Origin of the sequence: Allobosea caraganae, from assembly GCF_003351345.1 — a bacterium.
Classification (GTDB): Bacteria; Pseudomonadota; Alphaproteobacteria; order Rhizobiales; family Beijerinckiaceae; genus Allobosea; species Allobosea caraganae.
In genome coordinates, this window is the sequence record NZ_QQTO01000019.1 from 771,638 (window position 1) to 786,401 (window position 14,764).

Sequence of the window (14,764 nt, forward strand, 5' to 3'; positions counted from 1 at the left end):
CGCGCTTTTTGAGCCCGAATAAACCCGTTGCCGCATTGACGGCCGGCGTATCCCGCCGCCGATGTGAAGGAGCCCTTTGTGATCACCCCTGCTTTTGCCCAAGGTTTCGGCGGCGCCGGTTCGTCCGATATGCTGATGTCGCTGATTCCGTTCGTCCTGATCTTCGTGATCATGTGGTTTCTGATCATCCGCCCGCAGCAGAAGCGGGTGAAGTCGCATCAGGAGATGATCAAGAACGTGCGCCGCGGCGACACGGTCGTGACCTCGGGCGGCATCATCGCCAAGGTCTCGAAGGTCATCGACGATGCCGAGATCGAGGCAGAGATCGCCGACGGCGTCCGCATCCGACTGGTCAAGAGCATGATCCAGGACGTCCGCTCGAAGAGCGAACCGGTCAAGAGCTGAAGGCGCAGGCGGGCCCGCTTGCGCCCGCCGCGCGATAACAAGGCTGTTCACGCAGATGCTTCGTCTCCAGGCCCGCAAGGTCATCCTCGTCCTGCTCGTGCTGATCTTCGGCTGCGGGCTTGCCGTGCCGAACCTGTTCTCGCCGGAGACGCGCCAGGCGATCGAGCAGGGCGCCCCGTCCTGGATCCCGCGCTTCCTGCTGCCGATCCACGCTATGACGCTGGGGCTCGACCTGCAGGGCGGCTCGCACGTGCTGCTCGAGATCGACCGGGCCGACCTGATCCGCGGTCAGGTGACGCAGCTGCGCGACGACGTGCGCCGCATCCTGCGCGAGGAGCGCATCTCCTTCCAGGGCGGCATCGTCACGACGCAGCGCGGTGCGCAGGTGCGCGTCAGCGACGCCGCCGAGCGCGCCAAGCTGCTGCCCAAGCTGCGCGAGCTGGCGCAGCCGATCGGCACGCTCGGGGCCTTCGGCCCCTCCGGCAACTCGTCGATCGACATCACCGAGCAGCCTGACGGTTTGGTCCAGCTCTCGCTGACCGAGGCCGGCATCAACGAGCGCGTGCGCCGGGCGACCGAGCAGGCGATCGAGGTCATCCGCCGCCGCATCGACGAGACTGGCACGAAGGAGCCCAGCATCCAGCGCCAGGGCCTCGACCGCATCCTGGTGCAGGTCCCCGGCCTGCAGGACCCGCAGCAGCTGAAGGAGCTGCTCGGCCGCACCGCGAAGCTGCAGTTCCGCTTGCTCGCGGAGCAGAACAGCGGCGATGTCGACATGCTGCCGTCGAAGGATTCGGGCGGCCAGCTCGTCCCGGTGAGCCGGCAGGTCATCGTCGAGGGCGCCGACCTGATCGACGCCCAGCCCGCCTTCGACCAGCGCACCGGCCAGCCGATCGTCAATTTCCGCTTCAACATCCGCGGCGCCCAGCGCTTCGGCCAGGCGACGACCGAGAATCTCGGCCGGGCGCTGGCGATCGTGCTCGACAACGAGGTGATCTCGGCGCCGGTGATCCAGTCGCCGATCACGGGCGGCTCGGGCCAGATCTCCGGTAACTTCACGCCGAAATCGGTCAACGACCTCGCCATCCTGCTGCGCGCCGGCGCCTTGCCGGCCAAGATGACGATCGTCGAGGAGCGCACCGTCGGCCCCGGCCTTGGCGCCGACTCGATCCGGGCCGGCAAGCTGGCGACCCTGATCGCGACCGTCCTCGTCATCCTCTACATGATCGGCAATTACGGCCTCTTCGGCATCATCGCGAGCGTGGCGCTGCTCGTCCACGTCTGCCTGATCCTCGGCCTGATGTCGCTGCTCGGCGCGACCATGACCTTGCCCGGCATTGCCGGCATCGTGCTCACCATCGGCACGGCGGTCGATTCGAACGTGCTGATCTACGAGCGAATGCGCGAGGAGTCGCATCTGGGCAGATCGCTGGTCTCGGCGCTCGAGGCCGGCTTCCAGCGCGCCTTCGCCACGATCATCGATTCGAACGTGACCATGCTGATCGCGGCCGTGGCGCTGTTCACGCTCGGCTCCGGCCCGGTGCGCGGCTTCGCCGTGGTCTTCATCCTCGGCATCCTGACCACGGTCATCACCGCGGTGACCCTGACCCGGATGCTGATCGCGGTCTGGTATCGCTGGGCCCGGCCCAAGGCACTTCCGTTCTGACGCTGCTGACCCGATAAGGAGAGAGAGCATGCGTCTGCTTCGCATCGTTCCCGACAATACCCGCTTCAAGATCGTCCGCTTCCGGCGCTTCAGCTATCCGTTCTCGGCCGCCTACTCGCTGCTGGTGATCGCGCTGTTCCTGACGGTCGGCCTGAATTTCGGCATCGACTTCAAGGGCGGCACCTTGATCGAGATGCAGGCCAAGAGCGGCAAGACCGAGATCGCCACGATCCGCCATACCGCCGATGGCCTGGGCTTCGGCGAGGCCGAGGTGCAGGAATTCGGCACGGCCGGCGACGTCTCGATGCGCTTCGCCATCCAGCCGGGCGGTGAGGCGGCGCAGCAGGCCGTGGTGGCCCGCGCCCGCGAGGCCTTCACGGCCGATTACGAGTTCCGCCGGGTCGAGACCGTCGGGCCGCGCGTCTCGGGCGAATTGGTCCAGGCCGGCACGCTTGGCGTCGTGCTCGCGATCGTCGGCGTGCTGATCTATCTCTGGTTCCGCTTCGAGATGCCGCTCGCGCTCGGCGCCATCGTCGGCACCCTGCACGACATCGTGCTGACCGTCGGCTTCTTCCTGATCACCCAGCTCGAGTTCAACCTGACCTCGATCGCGGCGATCCTGACCATCGTCGGCTATTCTCTGAACGAGACCGTCGTGGTGTTCGACCGCACGCGCGAATTGCTGCGGCGCTACAAGACCATGCCGATCGAGGAACTGCTCGACCTCTCGGTGAACTCGACCCTGTCGCGCACCGCCATCACCTCGACCACGACGGTGCTCTCGCTGCTGGCGCTCGTCATCTTCGGCGGCACGGCGATCGAGGGCTTCTCGCTGGTCATGCTGGTCGGCGTCGTGGTCTGCACCTATTCGGCGATGTTCATCTCGACGCCGGTGCTGCTCTATCTCGACGTGCGCGCCGGGCGGCCGGAGCATGCGGCCGAGGAGAAGCTCCCGGCCGGTGCCAAGCCGAAGGCGGGTTGAGTTCGGCTATCTCCAGCCCTCATCCTGAGGGGCCGCTTTAGCGGCGTCTCGAAGGATGTTCCAGCGCGCACTGGAGCATCCTTCGAGACGCGCTTCGCGCTCCTCAGGATGAGGGCTGAGGTGCAACGATCCGGAGATCAGACACCATGGCCCGCTTCGACGGCTTCGTCCCCGGCCGGCATCAGATCGACGCCTTCGGCGCCGGCGGCTTCCGCTTCGCCGAGATGAGCCATCGCGGCTCGATCCTGGCACTGCCGGCCGGCATCCAGATCTGGCCGATCGCCTCCTTCGCCAAGATCACGATCGCGAGCCTGCAGCCTGTGCTCGACGCGGCCGAGGCGATCGATTTCCTGCTGATCGGCACCGGCAAGGACATCGTCTTCATTCCGGCCGAATGGCGCGAGCGCTTCCGCGAGGCCGGCATCACCATCGAGGGCATGGCGACGGGGGCGGCGGCGCGGACCTATAACGTGCTCGTCGGCGAAGACCGGCGCGTCGCGGCGGCACTGATCGCAGTCGAGTAAAATTGCGCGGCGCTCATGTGCATGAGGCGTAGCCACCGGCCCCGCCTCTGGCCTAAAGTGGCTATCTGATCCATGGCCGCGCCGAGATGGCGGCCCGCGCGGGACGATCCGCATGACGACCGACACCGACAACCGACGGGACATCGCGCCGCAAGCGCTGCCGGAGGCCTACGCCCATTGCGCCGCCCTGGTGCGCGAGGCCGATCACGACCGCTATATCGCCAGCCTTTACGCGCCCGAGGCCCTGCGGCCCGGCCTGTTCGCGCTCTATGCCTTCAGCCACGAGATCGCCCGCGTGCGCGAGCAGGTCAGCGAACCGCTGCCCGGCGAAGTCAGGCTGCAATGGTGGCGCGACCTGCTTGAGGGCGATGCGCAGGGGGAGGCGCAGGCCCACCCGGTCGCGGCTGCCCTGCTCGACACGGTCCTGCGCTACCGCCTGCCGATCGCGCCGCTGACCGGGCTGATCGAGGCGCGCGTCTTCGACCTCTACGACGACCCGATGCCCTCGCTGAGCGATCTCGAAGGCTATGCCGGCGAGACGTCCAGCGCGCTGATCAGGCTGGCTTCGATCATCCTGGCGGAGGGGCGCGATCCCGGTGGCGCGGCGGCCTGCGGCCATGCCGGCGTCGCCTATGCGCTGGCCGGGCTGATGCGCGCCTTTCCCTGGCACGCGGCGGCAGGGCAGGTCTACCTGCCGGGCGACATCCTCGGCCGCAACGGCGTGATCCGCGACGACATCGTGCGCGGGCGCGGCGGGCCGGGCGTGCTCTACACGCTGAAGGAGCTGCGCGGCATCGCCCGCAAGCACCTGAAGAAGCTCGGCGATCTGCGCGAGACGATGCCCGCGGCGATCGCGCCGGCCTTCCTGCCGGTGGCGCTGGTCGAGCCCTATCTGAAGCGGATGGAGCGCGGCGGCTACGACCCGTTCCGCACGATCATCACCCTGCCGGCCTGGCAAAGGCAGTGGATCATCTGGCGCGCGGCGCGCAAGGCGATCCGGGGGTAGACATCACCGACGGATGTCGAAGAGGCGCGGGGTTCCCCGCGCCTTACTCCGCCGCCTGCGCCGCTTCTCCGCCCGCCCAGGCTTCCAACTCGACCTTCGCCCGCGCCGTCAGCGCCTGCTTGCGAGCGAGGCTCTTGGCCGGGCCCTTCAGGCGCTTGCCGTCCGGCCCGGTCTTGGACACGCCCTCGATATGCGGGAACAGGCCGAAATTGACGTTCATCGGCTGGAAGGAGCGCGGCCCCTCGTCGATGGTGACGATATGGCCGCCGGTGATGTGGTTGACCAGCGCGCCGAGCGCCGTCGTCGCCGGGGGAATGTCGAGCGGCTGGCCGAGCCGCTCCGCCGCGGCGAGGCGCCCGGTCAGCAGGCCGATCGCAGCGCTCTCGACATAGCCCTCGCAGCCGGTGATCTGGCCGGCGAAGCGCAGGCGTAGATCGGCCTTCAGCCGCAGCATGGGGTCGAGCAGCTTCGGCGAGTTGAGGTAGGTGTTGCGGTGGATGCCGCCGAGGCGCGCGAACTCGGCGTTCTGCAGGCCGGGAATCATGCGGAAGATCGCGGCCTGCTCGCCGTATTTCAGCTTGGTCTGGAAGCCGCTCATGTTGAACAGCGTGCCGAGCGCGTTGTCCTGGCGCAGCTGCACCACGGCATGGGCCTTGACCGTCGGGTTGTGCTTGTTGGTCAGGCCGACCGGCTTCATCGGACCCCAGCGCAGGGTCTCGCGGCCGCGCTCGGCCATCACTTCGATCGGCAGGCAGCCGTCGAAATAGGGCGTGCCCTCCCATTCCTTGAACTCGGTCTTCTCGGCGGCGAGCAGCGCGTCGATGAAGGCCTCGTACTGGTCGCGGTCGAGCGGGCAGTTGATGTAGTCGGCGCCGGTGCCGCCCGGGCCGGGCTTGTCGTAGCGCGACTGGAACCAGGCCTTGTCCATGTCGACCGAATCGAAGTGGACGATCGGCGCGATGGCGTCGAAGAAGGCGAGCTCGCTCTCGCCGGTCAGCGACTGGATGCCCTGCGCCAGCGCCGGCGAGGTGAGGGGGCCGGTCGCGATGATGACGCTGTCCCACTCGGCCGGGGGCAGGCCAGCGATCTCGCCGCGATCGATGGTGATGAGCGGATGGGCTTCGATCGCGGCGGTGACGGCCTGAGAGAAGCCGTCGCGGTCGACCGCGAGCGCGCCGCCGGCCGGGACCTGATGGGCATCGCCCTTCGCCATGATCAGCGAGCCGAGCCGGCGCATCTCCCAATGGAGCTGGCCGACGGCATTGCTCGACGAATCGTCCGAGCGGAAGGAGTTGGAGCAGACCAGCTCGGCGAGGCCGTCGGTCTTGTGCGCGTCGGTGCCGCGCACCGGGCGCATCTCGTGCAGGACGACCGGGACGCCGGCCTCGGCGATCTGCCAGGCGGCTTCGGAACCGGCGAGGCCGCCGCCAATGACGTGGATGGGTTTCAAGCTCATGCCTGCGATGTGTCCGCAGGCAGGGCTCAGGTCAAGAGAAACGCGGCGAAACCGGGTTTATTTACGAGTGGGAGCAAGATTCACGCGAAAATCGGTGCCCACTTTTTCGCATCCTGCTCCGGAAACGCAAAATGCCCGCCTGGGAGGAGGCGGGCATTCGCTCTTCGACCGGATCGAGGGGAGGACACGATCCAGGAGAAACCGAAACATCTTCAGGCGGGCCGCCAAGCGGCTCGCGAGGCAAAAATGCATCGATAACGTTGATCAGAGCGCCGTTACGGCGCTCCTACGGATCAATCAGGCCGCGTGGCTGCGGGCGACGTAGGCGATCTCCGAGCGCGACAGGCCGAGATCGTCGAGCTCGCGGTCGGTCAGGCGGGAGAGCTCGCGAACGGTCTCGCGATAGCGAAGGTAGGCGCGGATCTTGGCAGCGATCATGGTGACGAACATTGGTTTAACTCCTAAATGCCGGGGTCATTTCTGGCCCGACAACGATGAATTCGTTGTGCACTGCATATAAGTCAGGCCGCCCGCCCGTTACAGAGGCGTTCCCTCAATTCCGTTATGCTGCCTGCGCATGGCGATTTAATAGAAACTTCACGAAGCCGGGCTCGCCCTGCGCCGAAAGCGTAACGGACCCTTAACCAAGACAGGCTTAACGCCCATAAAACGAGCATTAAGGGTTGAGGCTTTTGCCGGGCATCGCGCCCTGGCGTTCTTCTGGGCAGCTTTTCGCTGCGCCGCATGCATGGCCAGGTGAGGGTTTCCGGCAACAGCGCGCGCTTGGAGGACGGCGGCTGGCTTCGCTGGGTTCTGATATATGGTGCGTTGCCACAAAGTTGCCATCGCATCTGCCTTCTTCGCATCGTCGCGGCCGCGTGAAAGACTGATCGCAGGGGAATCGACCATGCAGCCGCAGCCCGTGATCCAGTTCGGCTATTGCGAGCGGCTGAGCGGCGCGTTCTGGGCCGAACCGCTGAATGCGATCACCAATGGCGCCTTCATCGTCGCCGCGCTGGGCGGGCTCGTGCTGTTGCTGCGGCAGGACAGGCGCGACTGGCCGGCTGGGGCGCTGATCGCGCTCGTCTTCGCCATCGGCATCGGCTCTTTCCTGTTCCACACCATGCCGCAGCGCTGGACGCTGCTCGCCGACGTGATCCCGATCCAGCTCTTCGCCTTCTCCTATTTCGGGCTGGCGCTGCGGCGCTTCCTCGGGCTGGGCCTTGTGGCCGCGATTGCCGGCACGCTTGCCTTCCTCGCCACCTCCTTCGCGCTGTCGGCCGGGCTGGCGCCGCTTCTGCCGGCCGCAGCGCGCGGCTCGGCCGGCTATGCCTCCTTCGCGCTCGCGCTGTTCGGCGTCGCCATTGCCTTATGGCGGCGCGACCGGGCCGGTGCGCAGCTAATCGGAGCGGCCGGGCTCGTCTTCGCGGTGTCGCTGAGCCTGCGCTCGCTCGACGGCGTGCTGTGCCAGGCGGTGCCCTCCGGCACGCATTTCCTCTGGCACCTGCTCAACGCGACCGTGCTCTATCTGCTGCTGCGGGCTGCGGTCACACGCCCGTCGCCGGCCTGAGCCACGAGACTCACGCAGCTGTGACCGGCCGTAGGCGCATGCCGCTTGGCAGGCGGGAGCGGCTGTCCCACTCTCCCGGCTCCCTTCGCATCCGAGTGCCAGCCATGACCAACACCGTTTCCTCTCCCGCTGCCAAGCCGGCTCTCGAAGGCCTCGACGGTCTCGCCCGCGAGCCGTTCTCGCGGCGCGGCTTCGTCATGACTGGGCTGATCACCGGCTTCACGCTGGCGACGACCGTGGTCCACGGCCAGGCGATCAAGACCGACAGTGCCGGGCTCGAGGCTGGCGACGTGATGATTCCGACATCCGACGGCCAAATGCCGGCCTATCGCGCCATGCCGGCTGGGGCCGGCCCGTTCCCGATCGTCCTCGTCATCGAGGAAATCTTCGGCGTGCACGAGTACCTCAAGGACACCTGCCGGCGCCTCGCCAAGCTCGGCTATTGCGCCATCGCGCCTGAAATCTATGCCCGCCAGGGCGACCTCACCAAGATGACCGACATCCAGCAGATCGTGAGCCAGGTCATCTCGAAGAAGCCGGACGCCGAGCTGCTTTCCGATCTCGATGCCACCGCGAAATGGGCTGCCACCAGCTCGAAGGGCGATGCGGCCAAGCTCGGCGTCACCGGCTTCTGCCGTGGCGGCCGCGCCGTCTGGCTCTATGCCGCGCATAATCCTTCGGTGAAGGCCTCCGTCGCCTGGTACGGCCCGCTCGGCGGCAGCCGCACCGACATCCAGCCGAAGACCGCCGCCGATGTCGCCGCCGATATCAAGGCGCCGGTGCTCGGCCTCTATGGCGGCGCCGATACCGGCATCCCGGTCACTGACGTCGAGAAGCAGCGCGACACCGCCAAGGCCGCCGGCAAGACGGTCGAGATCGTGATCTATCCCGATACGCCGCACGCCTTCCACGCCGACTACCGCCCGAGCTACCGCAAGCAGCCGGCAGAGGATGGCTGGGCGCGGATGCTGGCCTGGTTCAAGACCTACGGGGTCGCCTAGAGACCATCGTGAATTCTACTGGCGAGGTCGTCTGACGCGGCCGTCTGCGCTTCCGGTGCTCACGGACATTAAGTCCGCTCCGCTCCGGTTCTCGACAGCCACGCCAGCCGCCTCACGCCAGCGAATTCCCAATGGTCTCTACTCGCGGTTATCAGCGCACGCGGCAGGAGCGCTTCCAGTTGCTCGCCGCCACGTCCTCGCCGAGCGCGGAGCCCTCGCGCCAGTATTCGCAGGCCTTGTTGCGGTCTCGCGGCACGCCGCGGCCGTTGAAGTAGAGCACGCCCATGTTGGTGTAGCCGCCGGGCGCGCGAGCCTCGATGGCGCGCTGGTAGTAGTCCAGCGCCTTGGCATAGTCGCGGCGCACGTCGCGGCCATCGGCATACATCGCGCCGAGCTGCACGAGGGATTCGCCGACGCCGGCCGCAGCGGCCTTCTCATAGAGTGCCAGCGCCAGGCCGGGATCGCGCTTGATGCCGCGCCCGCCGGCCCGCACGATCCCGGCGAGGTTGTGCATCGCGTCGGTGTCCCCGAGTTCGATGCCCTTCCGGTAATAGCTCATCGCATCGGCGTCGTTGCCGCTCTTGCTCAGGGCGCGGGCGAGCTGGAAGAAGACGCGGCGCGGCGCGCCCGCCACCTCGATCGCCTTGCGGCAGGCGCGAATCGCGGCGCTCGAATCGATCGCCTTGAAGGTGACGCCGGCTATGTTGGCGGGCTTTTCCCTGCTGCCGGGCGCGGCGGCGGCGCGGTCGCAGGCTTCGACATCGGGCGAGCTCGCCGCGGCCTGGCTGCCCTGCGCGGGCGGGGGCGGGTCGATGATGACGGCGCGGCCGGGGGCCGTATCCGCCGGCTTGGCCCCGGAGGCCGCCGGCGCGGCGTCCTTCTTCAGCGAGCCCAGCTTGATCTCGGCCAGCGGCTTGTAGGTGCCGGGGAAGGTGCCCTTGCTCACCTGGTCGAGATAGGCCTGGAACATCGCCGGGTCGGTGCTGTTCTGGATCGTCTGCCAGAAGATGTCCTCGGCGCTGAGCTGGGTCTGGGCCAGGCGCATGTAAGTCGGCGCGGCCCCCGCCGGCCCGGCCGGGAGGAGGGACCCCAGGCCGAGCCCGAACGCTGCGAGCAGGGCGGCGGCGCATTTCGATGGCATGCTCATCTCCGAGAATCCGATGTCTTCAGCAAAAAATGCGAGCAGGGCCTACGCGAAAAACCGGTTCCCACTTTTCCGGCCCTGCTCTAGCTGCAGAACGACGCTGCGTTCTGCGCTGCGGCGGCGTTGCCCTTGCCGGCGCCCTGCGCGAACAGCTCGCAGGCCTTGCGCTTGTCCCTGACGACGCCGCGGCCGTTGAGGTAGAGCAGGCCGAGCTCGGCATAGACGCTGGGTTCGTCGGCCTTGAGCGCAAGATTGTAGAAGGCGACGGCCTTGATGTAGTCGCGGTCGGCGCCCTGGCCGTTGGCATACATCGCGCCGATCCGGACGATCGCGGCGTTCACGCCGGCATCGGCAGCCCGGTAGAACAGCGACATCGCCCGGGACGCATCCTTGGGCTGGCCCTGTCCGGTCAAAGAACGCTCCGCCAGCGCATAGAGCGCGAGGGGATGGCCGAGATCGGCCGCCTTCTGCAGGTTCTCGGATGCCTTGAGAGCGTTGTTGTTCGCCTCATAGGCGCGGCTGAGCTGGTAGAAGGCGCGGCGCGGCGCACCTGCGACCGCCACGGCCTTGCCGCAGGCCGCCAGCCCGGCGGGGGCGGTGCGCAGGTCGAGGTCGAGGCCCGCCACCTCGGCCGGCTTGTCGGGGTCGCGCGCGTCGGCGGCGGCGGCATCGCAGGCGGTGATCTCCGGCCCGCTCGCGCTCTCGGCGGGCGCTTGCGGGGGGGCCTTCTCGATCGTCAGCGCCGGGGGAAGCTGCTGCGGCTGGGCGGGCGACGGAGGCGAATCGGCCGGGCCGAGCCGCAGGCTCGCGAGCTTGCGCTCGGCCAACTGGCGATAGGTGCCTGAGAAGGTGTTCTTGCCGACCTGCGCCAGATAGGCCTCGTACATGGCCGCCTGGTTGCTGTCGCGGATCGACTGCCAGAACACGTCCTCGGCGGCGCTCTTGGGCTGCTGGGCCACCGGCGCCTGCGGCTCGAGGCGCGTCGTCGGCAGGGCGCCGGTCAGCGTCACGCGTCCGACGATGCCGTCGTAATAGGCCGGGATCTGCTCGTGGCCGACGCTGCGGGCGAGCTCGCGCACCTTCTGCTGCGCCTCCTTGGCGATGTCGATCAGCGACAGGTCGGTGCGGCCGAGCAGCGGCAGCACGCTGCGCACGAAGATCGAGGTCGGGGTCGGATCGGCCGGGGTCAGCTTGTCGAGCGCGAGCTGCTTCGAGCCGGCCGAGAACATGATGAAGACGCCGCCCGAGGCCTCCATGTTGGCGAGCCCGCGGGTGCCACCGCCGAGCGCGCGCGTGCCCGAGCGGGCGAAGGGGTTGTTGCGGCAGGCATCGAGGATGGCGACGACCGTGCCGGCGCCGCGTGCCCGGAAGCGCTCGACGATATCGGCTGCGTTGAAGGACTCGTCCTTGATCAGCCCGGCCTCGCCCTCGCGGGCGGCGGGCACGTCGATCGGCAGGAGCCAGTTCTGGCCGTCGATCTCGAAGCCGTGGCCGGAATAATGGAAGACGACGGTGTCGCCCGGCTCGATCTTGTTCTCGACCACGCTCAGCGCGCGGCTCATCTGCCGCTTGGTGCCGTTCTCGACCAGCTCGACCTGGAAGCCGGCCTTCGTCAGCCCGTCGCCCATGGCGCGGGCGTCGTTGACGGCGGCGTTGAGCGGCGTGACCTCGGCATAGGTGTCGTTGCCGATGACGATGGCGATCTGCTTGGCGCTGGCGCTGGCGGCGGCGCAAAGCAGCGCGAGCGCGGCGAGCAGGACGACGCCCGTCAGTCTCGATCGCATCAGGCCTTCCCTCCGCTCAGGCTCCATCAGCAGCTTCGACGCCCTCGAGCGATGCGCCAGCCTCTGAGGGTAAACGGAAGCGAGGCGGCGAACCGGACAGGCACCTTTGCATATCGAGCCAGTGGCGCATCCCACTCGTACCCGGCCCGGACGAGGCGAGGGTCATTCAAATGAGGGATGCGCTACGGCAAGCGCTGCCGTCAGGCGCAGCGCGGAACCGAGCCGACCGGCGGCAAATGGCGGCCGGTCACGCGTTGTTGGGCCTTGCCAAGCGCCGCGGCCTCTTTTGAAATATGACAGGCCTGCGTCAATGCCGCAGGCCGCGCGCTGGCAGGGATCCTGCTTGCCGCGCGCATCGCCAATTGAGGCAAGGGGACTGGACCGATCATGACGACCACGCGGCTCGATGGCTGGCTCGACCAGCACCACGCTGACTTTACGGCGATCCGCCGCGACATCCACGCCCATCCCGAACTCGGGCTCGAGGAGCAGCGCACCTCGGCTCTGGTCGCGGCCAAGCTGCGCGCTTGGGGCATCGAGGTCACCGAGGGCGTCGGCGGCACCGGCGTGGTCGGCGTCATCCGCGGCAAGCGGCCGGGCCAGCGGGCCGTCGGCCTGCGCGCCGACATGGACGCGCTGGCGCTGATCGAGGAGACCGGGCTGCCCTACGCCTCGCAGAACCCCGGCCGGATGCATGCCTGCGGCCATGACGGCCACACCACCATGCTGCTCGGCGCGGCCCGCTACCTTGCCGAGAACCCGGATTTCGGCGGCACGCTCAACCTGATCTTCCAGCCGGCGGAGGAGGGGCGCGGCGGCGCTGTCGCGATGCTCGATGACGGGCTGTTCGAGCGCTTCCCCTGCGATGCGATCTACGGGCTGCACAATTCGCCGGGCATGGCGGCCGGCACCTTCGGCACCTGCAACGGGCCGATGCTGGCGGCAGCCGATAGCTGGCAGGTGATCTTCCGCGGCGTCGGCGGCCATGGCGGCTCGCAGGCGCATCTCTCGACCGACATCACCTATGCCCAGGCGCATTTCGTGCTGGGCTTGCAGGGCATCGTCGGCCGCAACGTCCCCTCGCTCGACACCGCCGTGATCAGCGTCGGCTACATCCATGCCGGCTCGGCCGAGGCGTCGAACGTCGTGCCGTCCGAGCTTGCCATCGGCGGCACGGCCCGCAGCTACGCGCCCGAGATCCGCGACCTGATCGAGCGCCGCATCGCCGAGCTCGCGGCGGCGACCGCGCAGGCCTGGGGCTGCACGGCGGAGGCCACCTATCACCGCGGCCCGAGCGCGCTGCTGAACCAGGCCGAGCAGGTCGAGGTCGCGATCGCCGCGGCCTCCGCCTCCGTCGGTGCGCAGAACGTCAACGGCAAGATCAGGCCCGGGACCGGCGGCGAGGACTTCGCCGAGATGATGAAGATCAAGCCCGGCGCCTTCATGCGCATCGGCAACGGCGTCAAGGCGGACGGCTCCTTCAACGGCCTGCACACCCCGCTCTTCGACTTCAACGACGCGATCATCCCCGACGGCATTCGCTACTGGGTGAACATCGTGAATGAGGAGCTGGGGGAGGACAAGCGGGCGTTGGCCGCGTAAGGCACACCGCCCTCACAGCCTCCACCCGTCATGCTCGGCCTTGTGCCGAGCATCCACGTCTTAGCCACGGTCCTCGATCAGCGAAGACGTGGATGGTCGGCACAAGGCCGACCATGACGGCAGAGGTCGACCGCTCGATGGGCGAGCTATCGCCCCCTCAATACAGCCGCGACCGATAAGCCTCTTCCAGATTGGCCTCGGCCTCGGCGACCTCGATCGCCTTGGTCTGCTCCGCGACGATGCGGCCGAGCGTCGGGAAGCTGCTGCGCTCGACCTGCGTCGCCGGGTCCCAGAGCTTCGAGCGGATCAACGCCTTGCCGCAATGGAAGAACACCTCGTCGACCGCGACCAGCAGGCCGGTGAGCGGCGGGCGCTCCTGAACCGTCGAGGGGGCGAGCAGGGCAGGGTCGCGGGTCACGCTGGCTTGGCCATTGACCCGCAAGGTCTCGTTGATGCCGGGCACCATGAAGACCAGGCCGATGCCCGGTGCGGCCAGGATGTTGCCGAAGGTGTCGACGCGGTTGTTGCCGCGCCGGTCGGGGATCAGCAGCGTCGTCTCGTCGAGCACGCGGACGAAGCCCGGCGCATCGCCGCGCGGGCTGGCATCAGCGCCGCCCTTGCCATCGCCGCTGGCGACGACAAGGAAAGGCGAGAGCGCGATGAAGTCGCGGCAGAACCGGTCGAGCCGCGCCAGCACCTTGCGCTCGGCGAGCGGATTGACCGGGCCGATATGGGCGCGCAGCTCGCCGGCATCGTCGATCAGGGCGGTGTCGTCGGTGGTCGTGCTCATCTCAGCCTCTCTCGCATCGCACGGGTGTCAGGCTAGAGCCTGATCGCCGGGGACGCCATCCAAGGTTGCATGCTGCTTGACCGCCGGGAATCGCGGAAACAAGCTGGCTGCGCAGAGGGAGATCGCGATGCCAGCCTTAGCCGATACGCTCGATCTGGAAGCCCTGAAGACCAAGCTCTACTCCGCCGTGCTGTCTGACGTGCTCGACCAGCTCGGCTTCCCCAACCAGGCGGTGAAGCCCTTCGTCCGGCCGCTCGACGATGCGTCGATCCTGTGCGGCTTCGCCCGGACCGGGCTCTACATGAAGCGCTACCATTTCCCGGAAGGGCACAACCCTTATGAGCTGGAGATGGACCTGATCGACAGCCTCAAGCCCGGCGAGGTCGCGGTGCTGGCCTGCGACGGGCCGACCGACCGGATCGCGCCCTGGGGCGAGCTCTTGACCACCGCCTCGATGGCGCGCGGCGCCGCCGGCTGCCTGACCGACGGGCTGGTGCGCGACGTGCGCCGCATCCGCGAGCTGCACTTCCCGCTCTTCCACGGCGGCATCGGCCCGCTCGACACCAAGGGCAGGGCGGAGATGATGGCGGCCGACGAGCCGGTCGAGATCGCCGGGGCGCGGGTCGAGCCGGGCGACTTCGTCTTCGGCGACGTCGACGGCGTCGTCATCGTGCCGCAGCGCATCGCCGCAGAGGCGGTCAAGCTGGCGCTGGCCAAGATCGAGGCGGAGGACACGACGCGCGACGAATTGCTGGCCGGCGAGAGCCTGCGCTCGGTGTTCGCGCGGCACGGCGTGCTCTGACGCTGCACACGAACCAGTTGAGCGGCGAGACT

Annotated in this window: 14 protein-coding genes; 9 read left to right on the top strand and 5 right to left on the bottom strand. The window is 68.1% G+C overall.

What is annotated here, in order from left to right:
- Positions 1-129 precede the first annotated feature (129 nt).
- From yajC to DWF00_RS11950, 5 genes are all read left to right on the top strand, one after another.
- A complete protein-coding gene (yajC, locus tag DWF00_RS11930; RefSeq protein WP_114827764.1) occupies positions 130-405 on the top strand; it encodes a preprotein translocase subunit YajC in 276 nt (91 codons plus the stop codon).
- Positions 406-460: 55 nt separating this feature from the next.
- On the top strand, positions 461-2,071 hold the full coding sequence (gene secD, locus DWF00_RS11935) for a protein translocase subunit SecD (RefSeq protein ID WP_114827765.1): 1,611 nt from the start codon (positions 461-463) through the stop codon (positions 2,069-2,071).
- A 28-nt stretch (positions 2,072-2,099) separates the two neighbouring features.
- Positions 2,100-3,053 (top strand): protein translocase subunit SecF, encoded by a 954-nt coding sequence (gene secF / locus DWF00_RS11940; RefSeq protein ID WP_114827766.1) that lies wholly within the window; start codon positions 2,100-2,102, stop codon positions 3,051-3,053.
- A 146-nt stretch (positions 3,054-3,199) separates the two neighbouring features.
- Positions 3,200-3,577 (top strand): Mth938-like domain-containing protein, encoded by a 378-nt coding sequence (locus DWF00_RS11945; protein ID WP_114827767.1) that lies wholly within the window; start codon positions 3,200-3,202, stop codon positions 3,575-3,577.
- 112 nt (positions 3,578-3,689) lie between these two features.
- Positions 3,690-4,583, top strand: coding sequence for a phytoene/squalene synthase family protein (locus DWF00_RS11950; RefSeq protein ID WP_114827768.1), 894 nt, complete (start codon positions 3,690-3,692; stop codon positions 4,581-4,583).
- A gap of 43 nt (positions 4,584-4,626) precedes the next feature.
- Here DWF00_RS11950 and trmFO read toward each other — a convergent pair whose 3' ends face one another.
- Both trmFO and DWF00_RS11960 read right to left on the bottom strand, forming a co-directional pair.
- On the bottom strand, positions 4,627-6,039 hold the full coding sequence (trmFO, locus tag DWF00_RS11955; RefSeq protein ID WP_114827769.1) for a methylenetetrahydrofolate--tRNA-(uracil(54)-C(5))-methyltransferase (FADH(2)-oxidizing) TrmFO: 1,413 nt from the start codon (positions 6,037-6,039) through the stop codon (positions 4,627-4,629).
- Positions 6,040-6,336: 297 nt separating this feature from the next.
- Positions 6,337-6,489, bottom strand: a complete 153-nt coding sequence (locus DWF00_RS11960) for a DUF1127 domain-containing protein (RefSeq protein ID WP_114827770.1) — start codon at positions 6,487-6,489, stop codon at positions 6,337-6,339.
- Between the two features lie 457 nt (positions 6,490-6,946).
- Between DWF00_RS11960 and DWF00_RS11965 the strand changes: the two genes are divergently transcribed.
- Both DWF00_RS11965 and DWF00_RS11970 read left to right on the top strand, forming a co-directional pair.
- On the top strand, positions 6,947-7,609 hold the full coding sequence (locus tag DWF00_RS11965) for a ceramidase domain-containing protein (RefSeq protein ID WP_114827771.1): 663 nt from the start codon (positions 6,947-6,949) through the stop codon (positions 7,607-7,609).
- A gap of 104 nt (positions 7,610-7,713) precedes the next feature.
- On the top strand, positions 7,714-8,610 hold the full coding sequence (locus tag DWF00_RS11970) for a dienelactone hydrolase family protein (protein WP_114827772.1): 897 nt from the start codon (positions 7,714-7,716) through the stop codon (positions 8,608-8,610).
- 151 nt (positions 8,611-8,761) lie between these two features.
- On the opposite strand, the gene DWF00_RS11975 is transcribed toward DWF00_RS11970, so the two are convergent.
- Entirely contained in the window at positions 8,762-9,751 is a 990-nt protein-coding gene (locus tag DWF00_RS11975) for a tetratricopeptide repeat protein (protein WP_181832497.1), read from the bottom strand.
- Between the two features lie 86 nt (positions 9,752-9,837).
- The gene (locus DWF00_RS11980) at positions 9,838-11,538 is read right to left on the bottom strand and encodes a caspase family protein (protein WP_181832498.1); all 1,701 of its coding nucleotides are present in this window, start codon (positions 11,536-11,538) and stop codon (positions 9,838-9,840) included.
- Positions 11,539-11,925: 387 nt separating this feature from the next.
- Here DWF00_RS11980 and DWF00_RS11985 point away from each other — a divergent pair, with 387 nt between their 5' ends.
- Positions 11,926-13,140 (top strand): amidohydrolase, encoded by a 1,215-nt coding sequence (locus tag DWF00_RS11985; RefSeq protein WP_114827775.1) that lies wholly within the window; start codon positions 11,926-11,928, stop codon positions 13,138-13,140.
- A 157-nt stretch (positions 13,141-13,297) separates the two neighbouring features.
- Here DWF00_RS11985 and DWF00_RS11990 read toward each other — a convergent pair whose 3' ends face one another.
- Positions 13,298-13,930 (bottom strand): pyridoxamine 5'-phosphate oxidase family protein, encoded by a 633-nt coding sequence (locus tag DWF00_RS11990; protein ID WP_114827776.1) that lies wholly within the window; start codon positions 13,928-13,930, stop codon positions 13,298-13,300.
- Between the two features lie 127 nt (positions 13,931-14,057).
- Here DWF00_RS11990 and DWF00_RS11995 point away from each other — a divergent pair, with 127 nt between their 5' ends.
- Positions 14,058-14,732 carry an RraA family protein gene (locus tag DWF00_RS11995; protein WP_114827777.1) on the top strand — a complete coding sequence of 225 codons (675 nt, stop codon included), beginning with the start codon at positions 14,058-14,060 and terminating at the stop codon, positions 14,730-14,732.
- Positions 14,733-14,764 lie beyond the last annotated feature (32 nt).

What these genes read in the sequence shown, in the direction of transcription:
- DWF00_RS11980 (WP_181832498.1), bottom strand. Translation starts at nt 11,538, where the DNA reads ATGCGATCGAGACTGACGGGCGTCGTCCTGCTCGCCGCGCTCGCGCTG.
- yajC (WP_114827764.1), top strand. Translation starts at nt 130, where the DNA reads ATGCTGATGTCGCTGATTCCGTTCGTCCTGATCTTCGTGATCATGTGG.
- DWF00_RS11950 (WP_114827768.1), top strand. Translation starts at nt 3,690, where the DNA reads ATGACGACCGACACCGACAACCGACGGGACATCGCGCCGCAAGCGCTG.
- DWF00_RS11990 (WP_114827776.1), bottom strand. Translation starts at nt 13,930, where the DNA reads ATGAGCACGACCACCGACGACACCGCCCTGATCGACGATGCCGGCGAG.
- DWF00_RS11945 (WP_114827767.1), top strand. Translation starts at nt 3,200, where the DNA reads ATGGCCCGCTTCGACGGCTTCGTCCCCGGCCGGCATCAGATCGACGCC.
- secD (WP_114827765.1), top strand. Translation starts at nt 461, where the DNA reads ATGCTTCGTCTCCAGGCCCGCAAGGTCATCCTCGTCCTGCTCGTGCTG.
- trmFO (WP_114827769.1), bottom strand. Translation starts at nt 6,039, where the DNA reads ATGAGCTTGAAACCCATCCACGTCATTGGCGGCGGCCTCGCCGGTTCC.
- DWF00_RS11995 (WP_114827777.1), top strand. Translation starts at nt 14,058, where the DNA reads ATGCCAGCCTTAGCCGATACGCTCGATCTGGAAGCCCTGAAGACCAAG.
- DWF00_RS11975 (WP_181832497.1), bottom strand. Translation starts at nt 9,751, where the DNA reads ATGCCATCGAAATGCGCCGCCGCCCTGCTCGCAGCGTTCGGGCTCGGC.
- secF (WP_114827766.1), top strand. Translation starts at nt 2,100, where the DNA reads ATGCGTCTGCTTCGCATCGTTCCCGACAATACCCGCTTCAAGATCGTC.
- DWF00_RS11960 (WP_114827770.1), bottom strand. Translation starts at nt 6,489, where the DNA reads ATGTTCGTCACCATGATCGCTGCCAAGATCCGCGCCTACCTTCGCTAT.
- DWF00_RS11970 (WP_114827772.1), top strand. Translation starts at nt 7,714, where the DNA reads ATGACCAACACCGTTTCCTCTCCCGCTGCCAAGCCGGCTCTCGAAGGC.
- DWF00_RS11965 (WP_114827771.1), top strand. Translation starts at nt 6,947, where the DNA reads ATGCAGCCGCAGCCCGTGATCCAGTTCGGCTATTGCGAGCGGCTGAGC.
- DWF00_RS11985 (WP_114827775.1), top strand. Translation starts at nt 11,926, where the DNA reads ATGACGACCACGCGGCTCGATGGCTGGCTCGACCAGCACCACGCTGAC.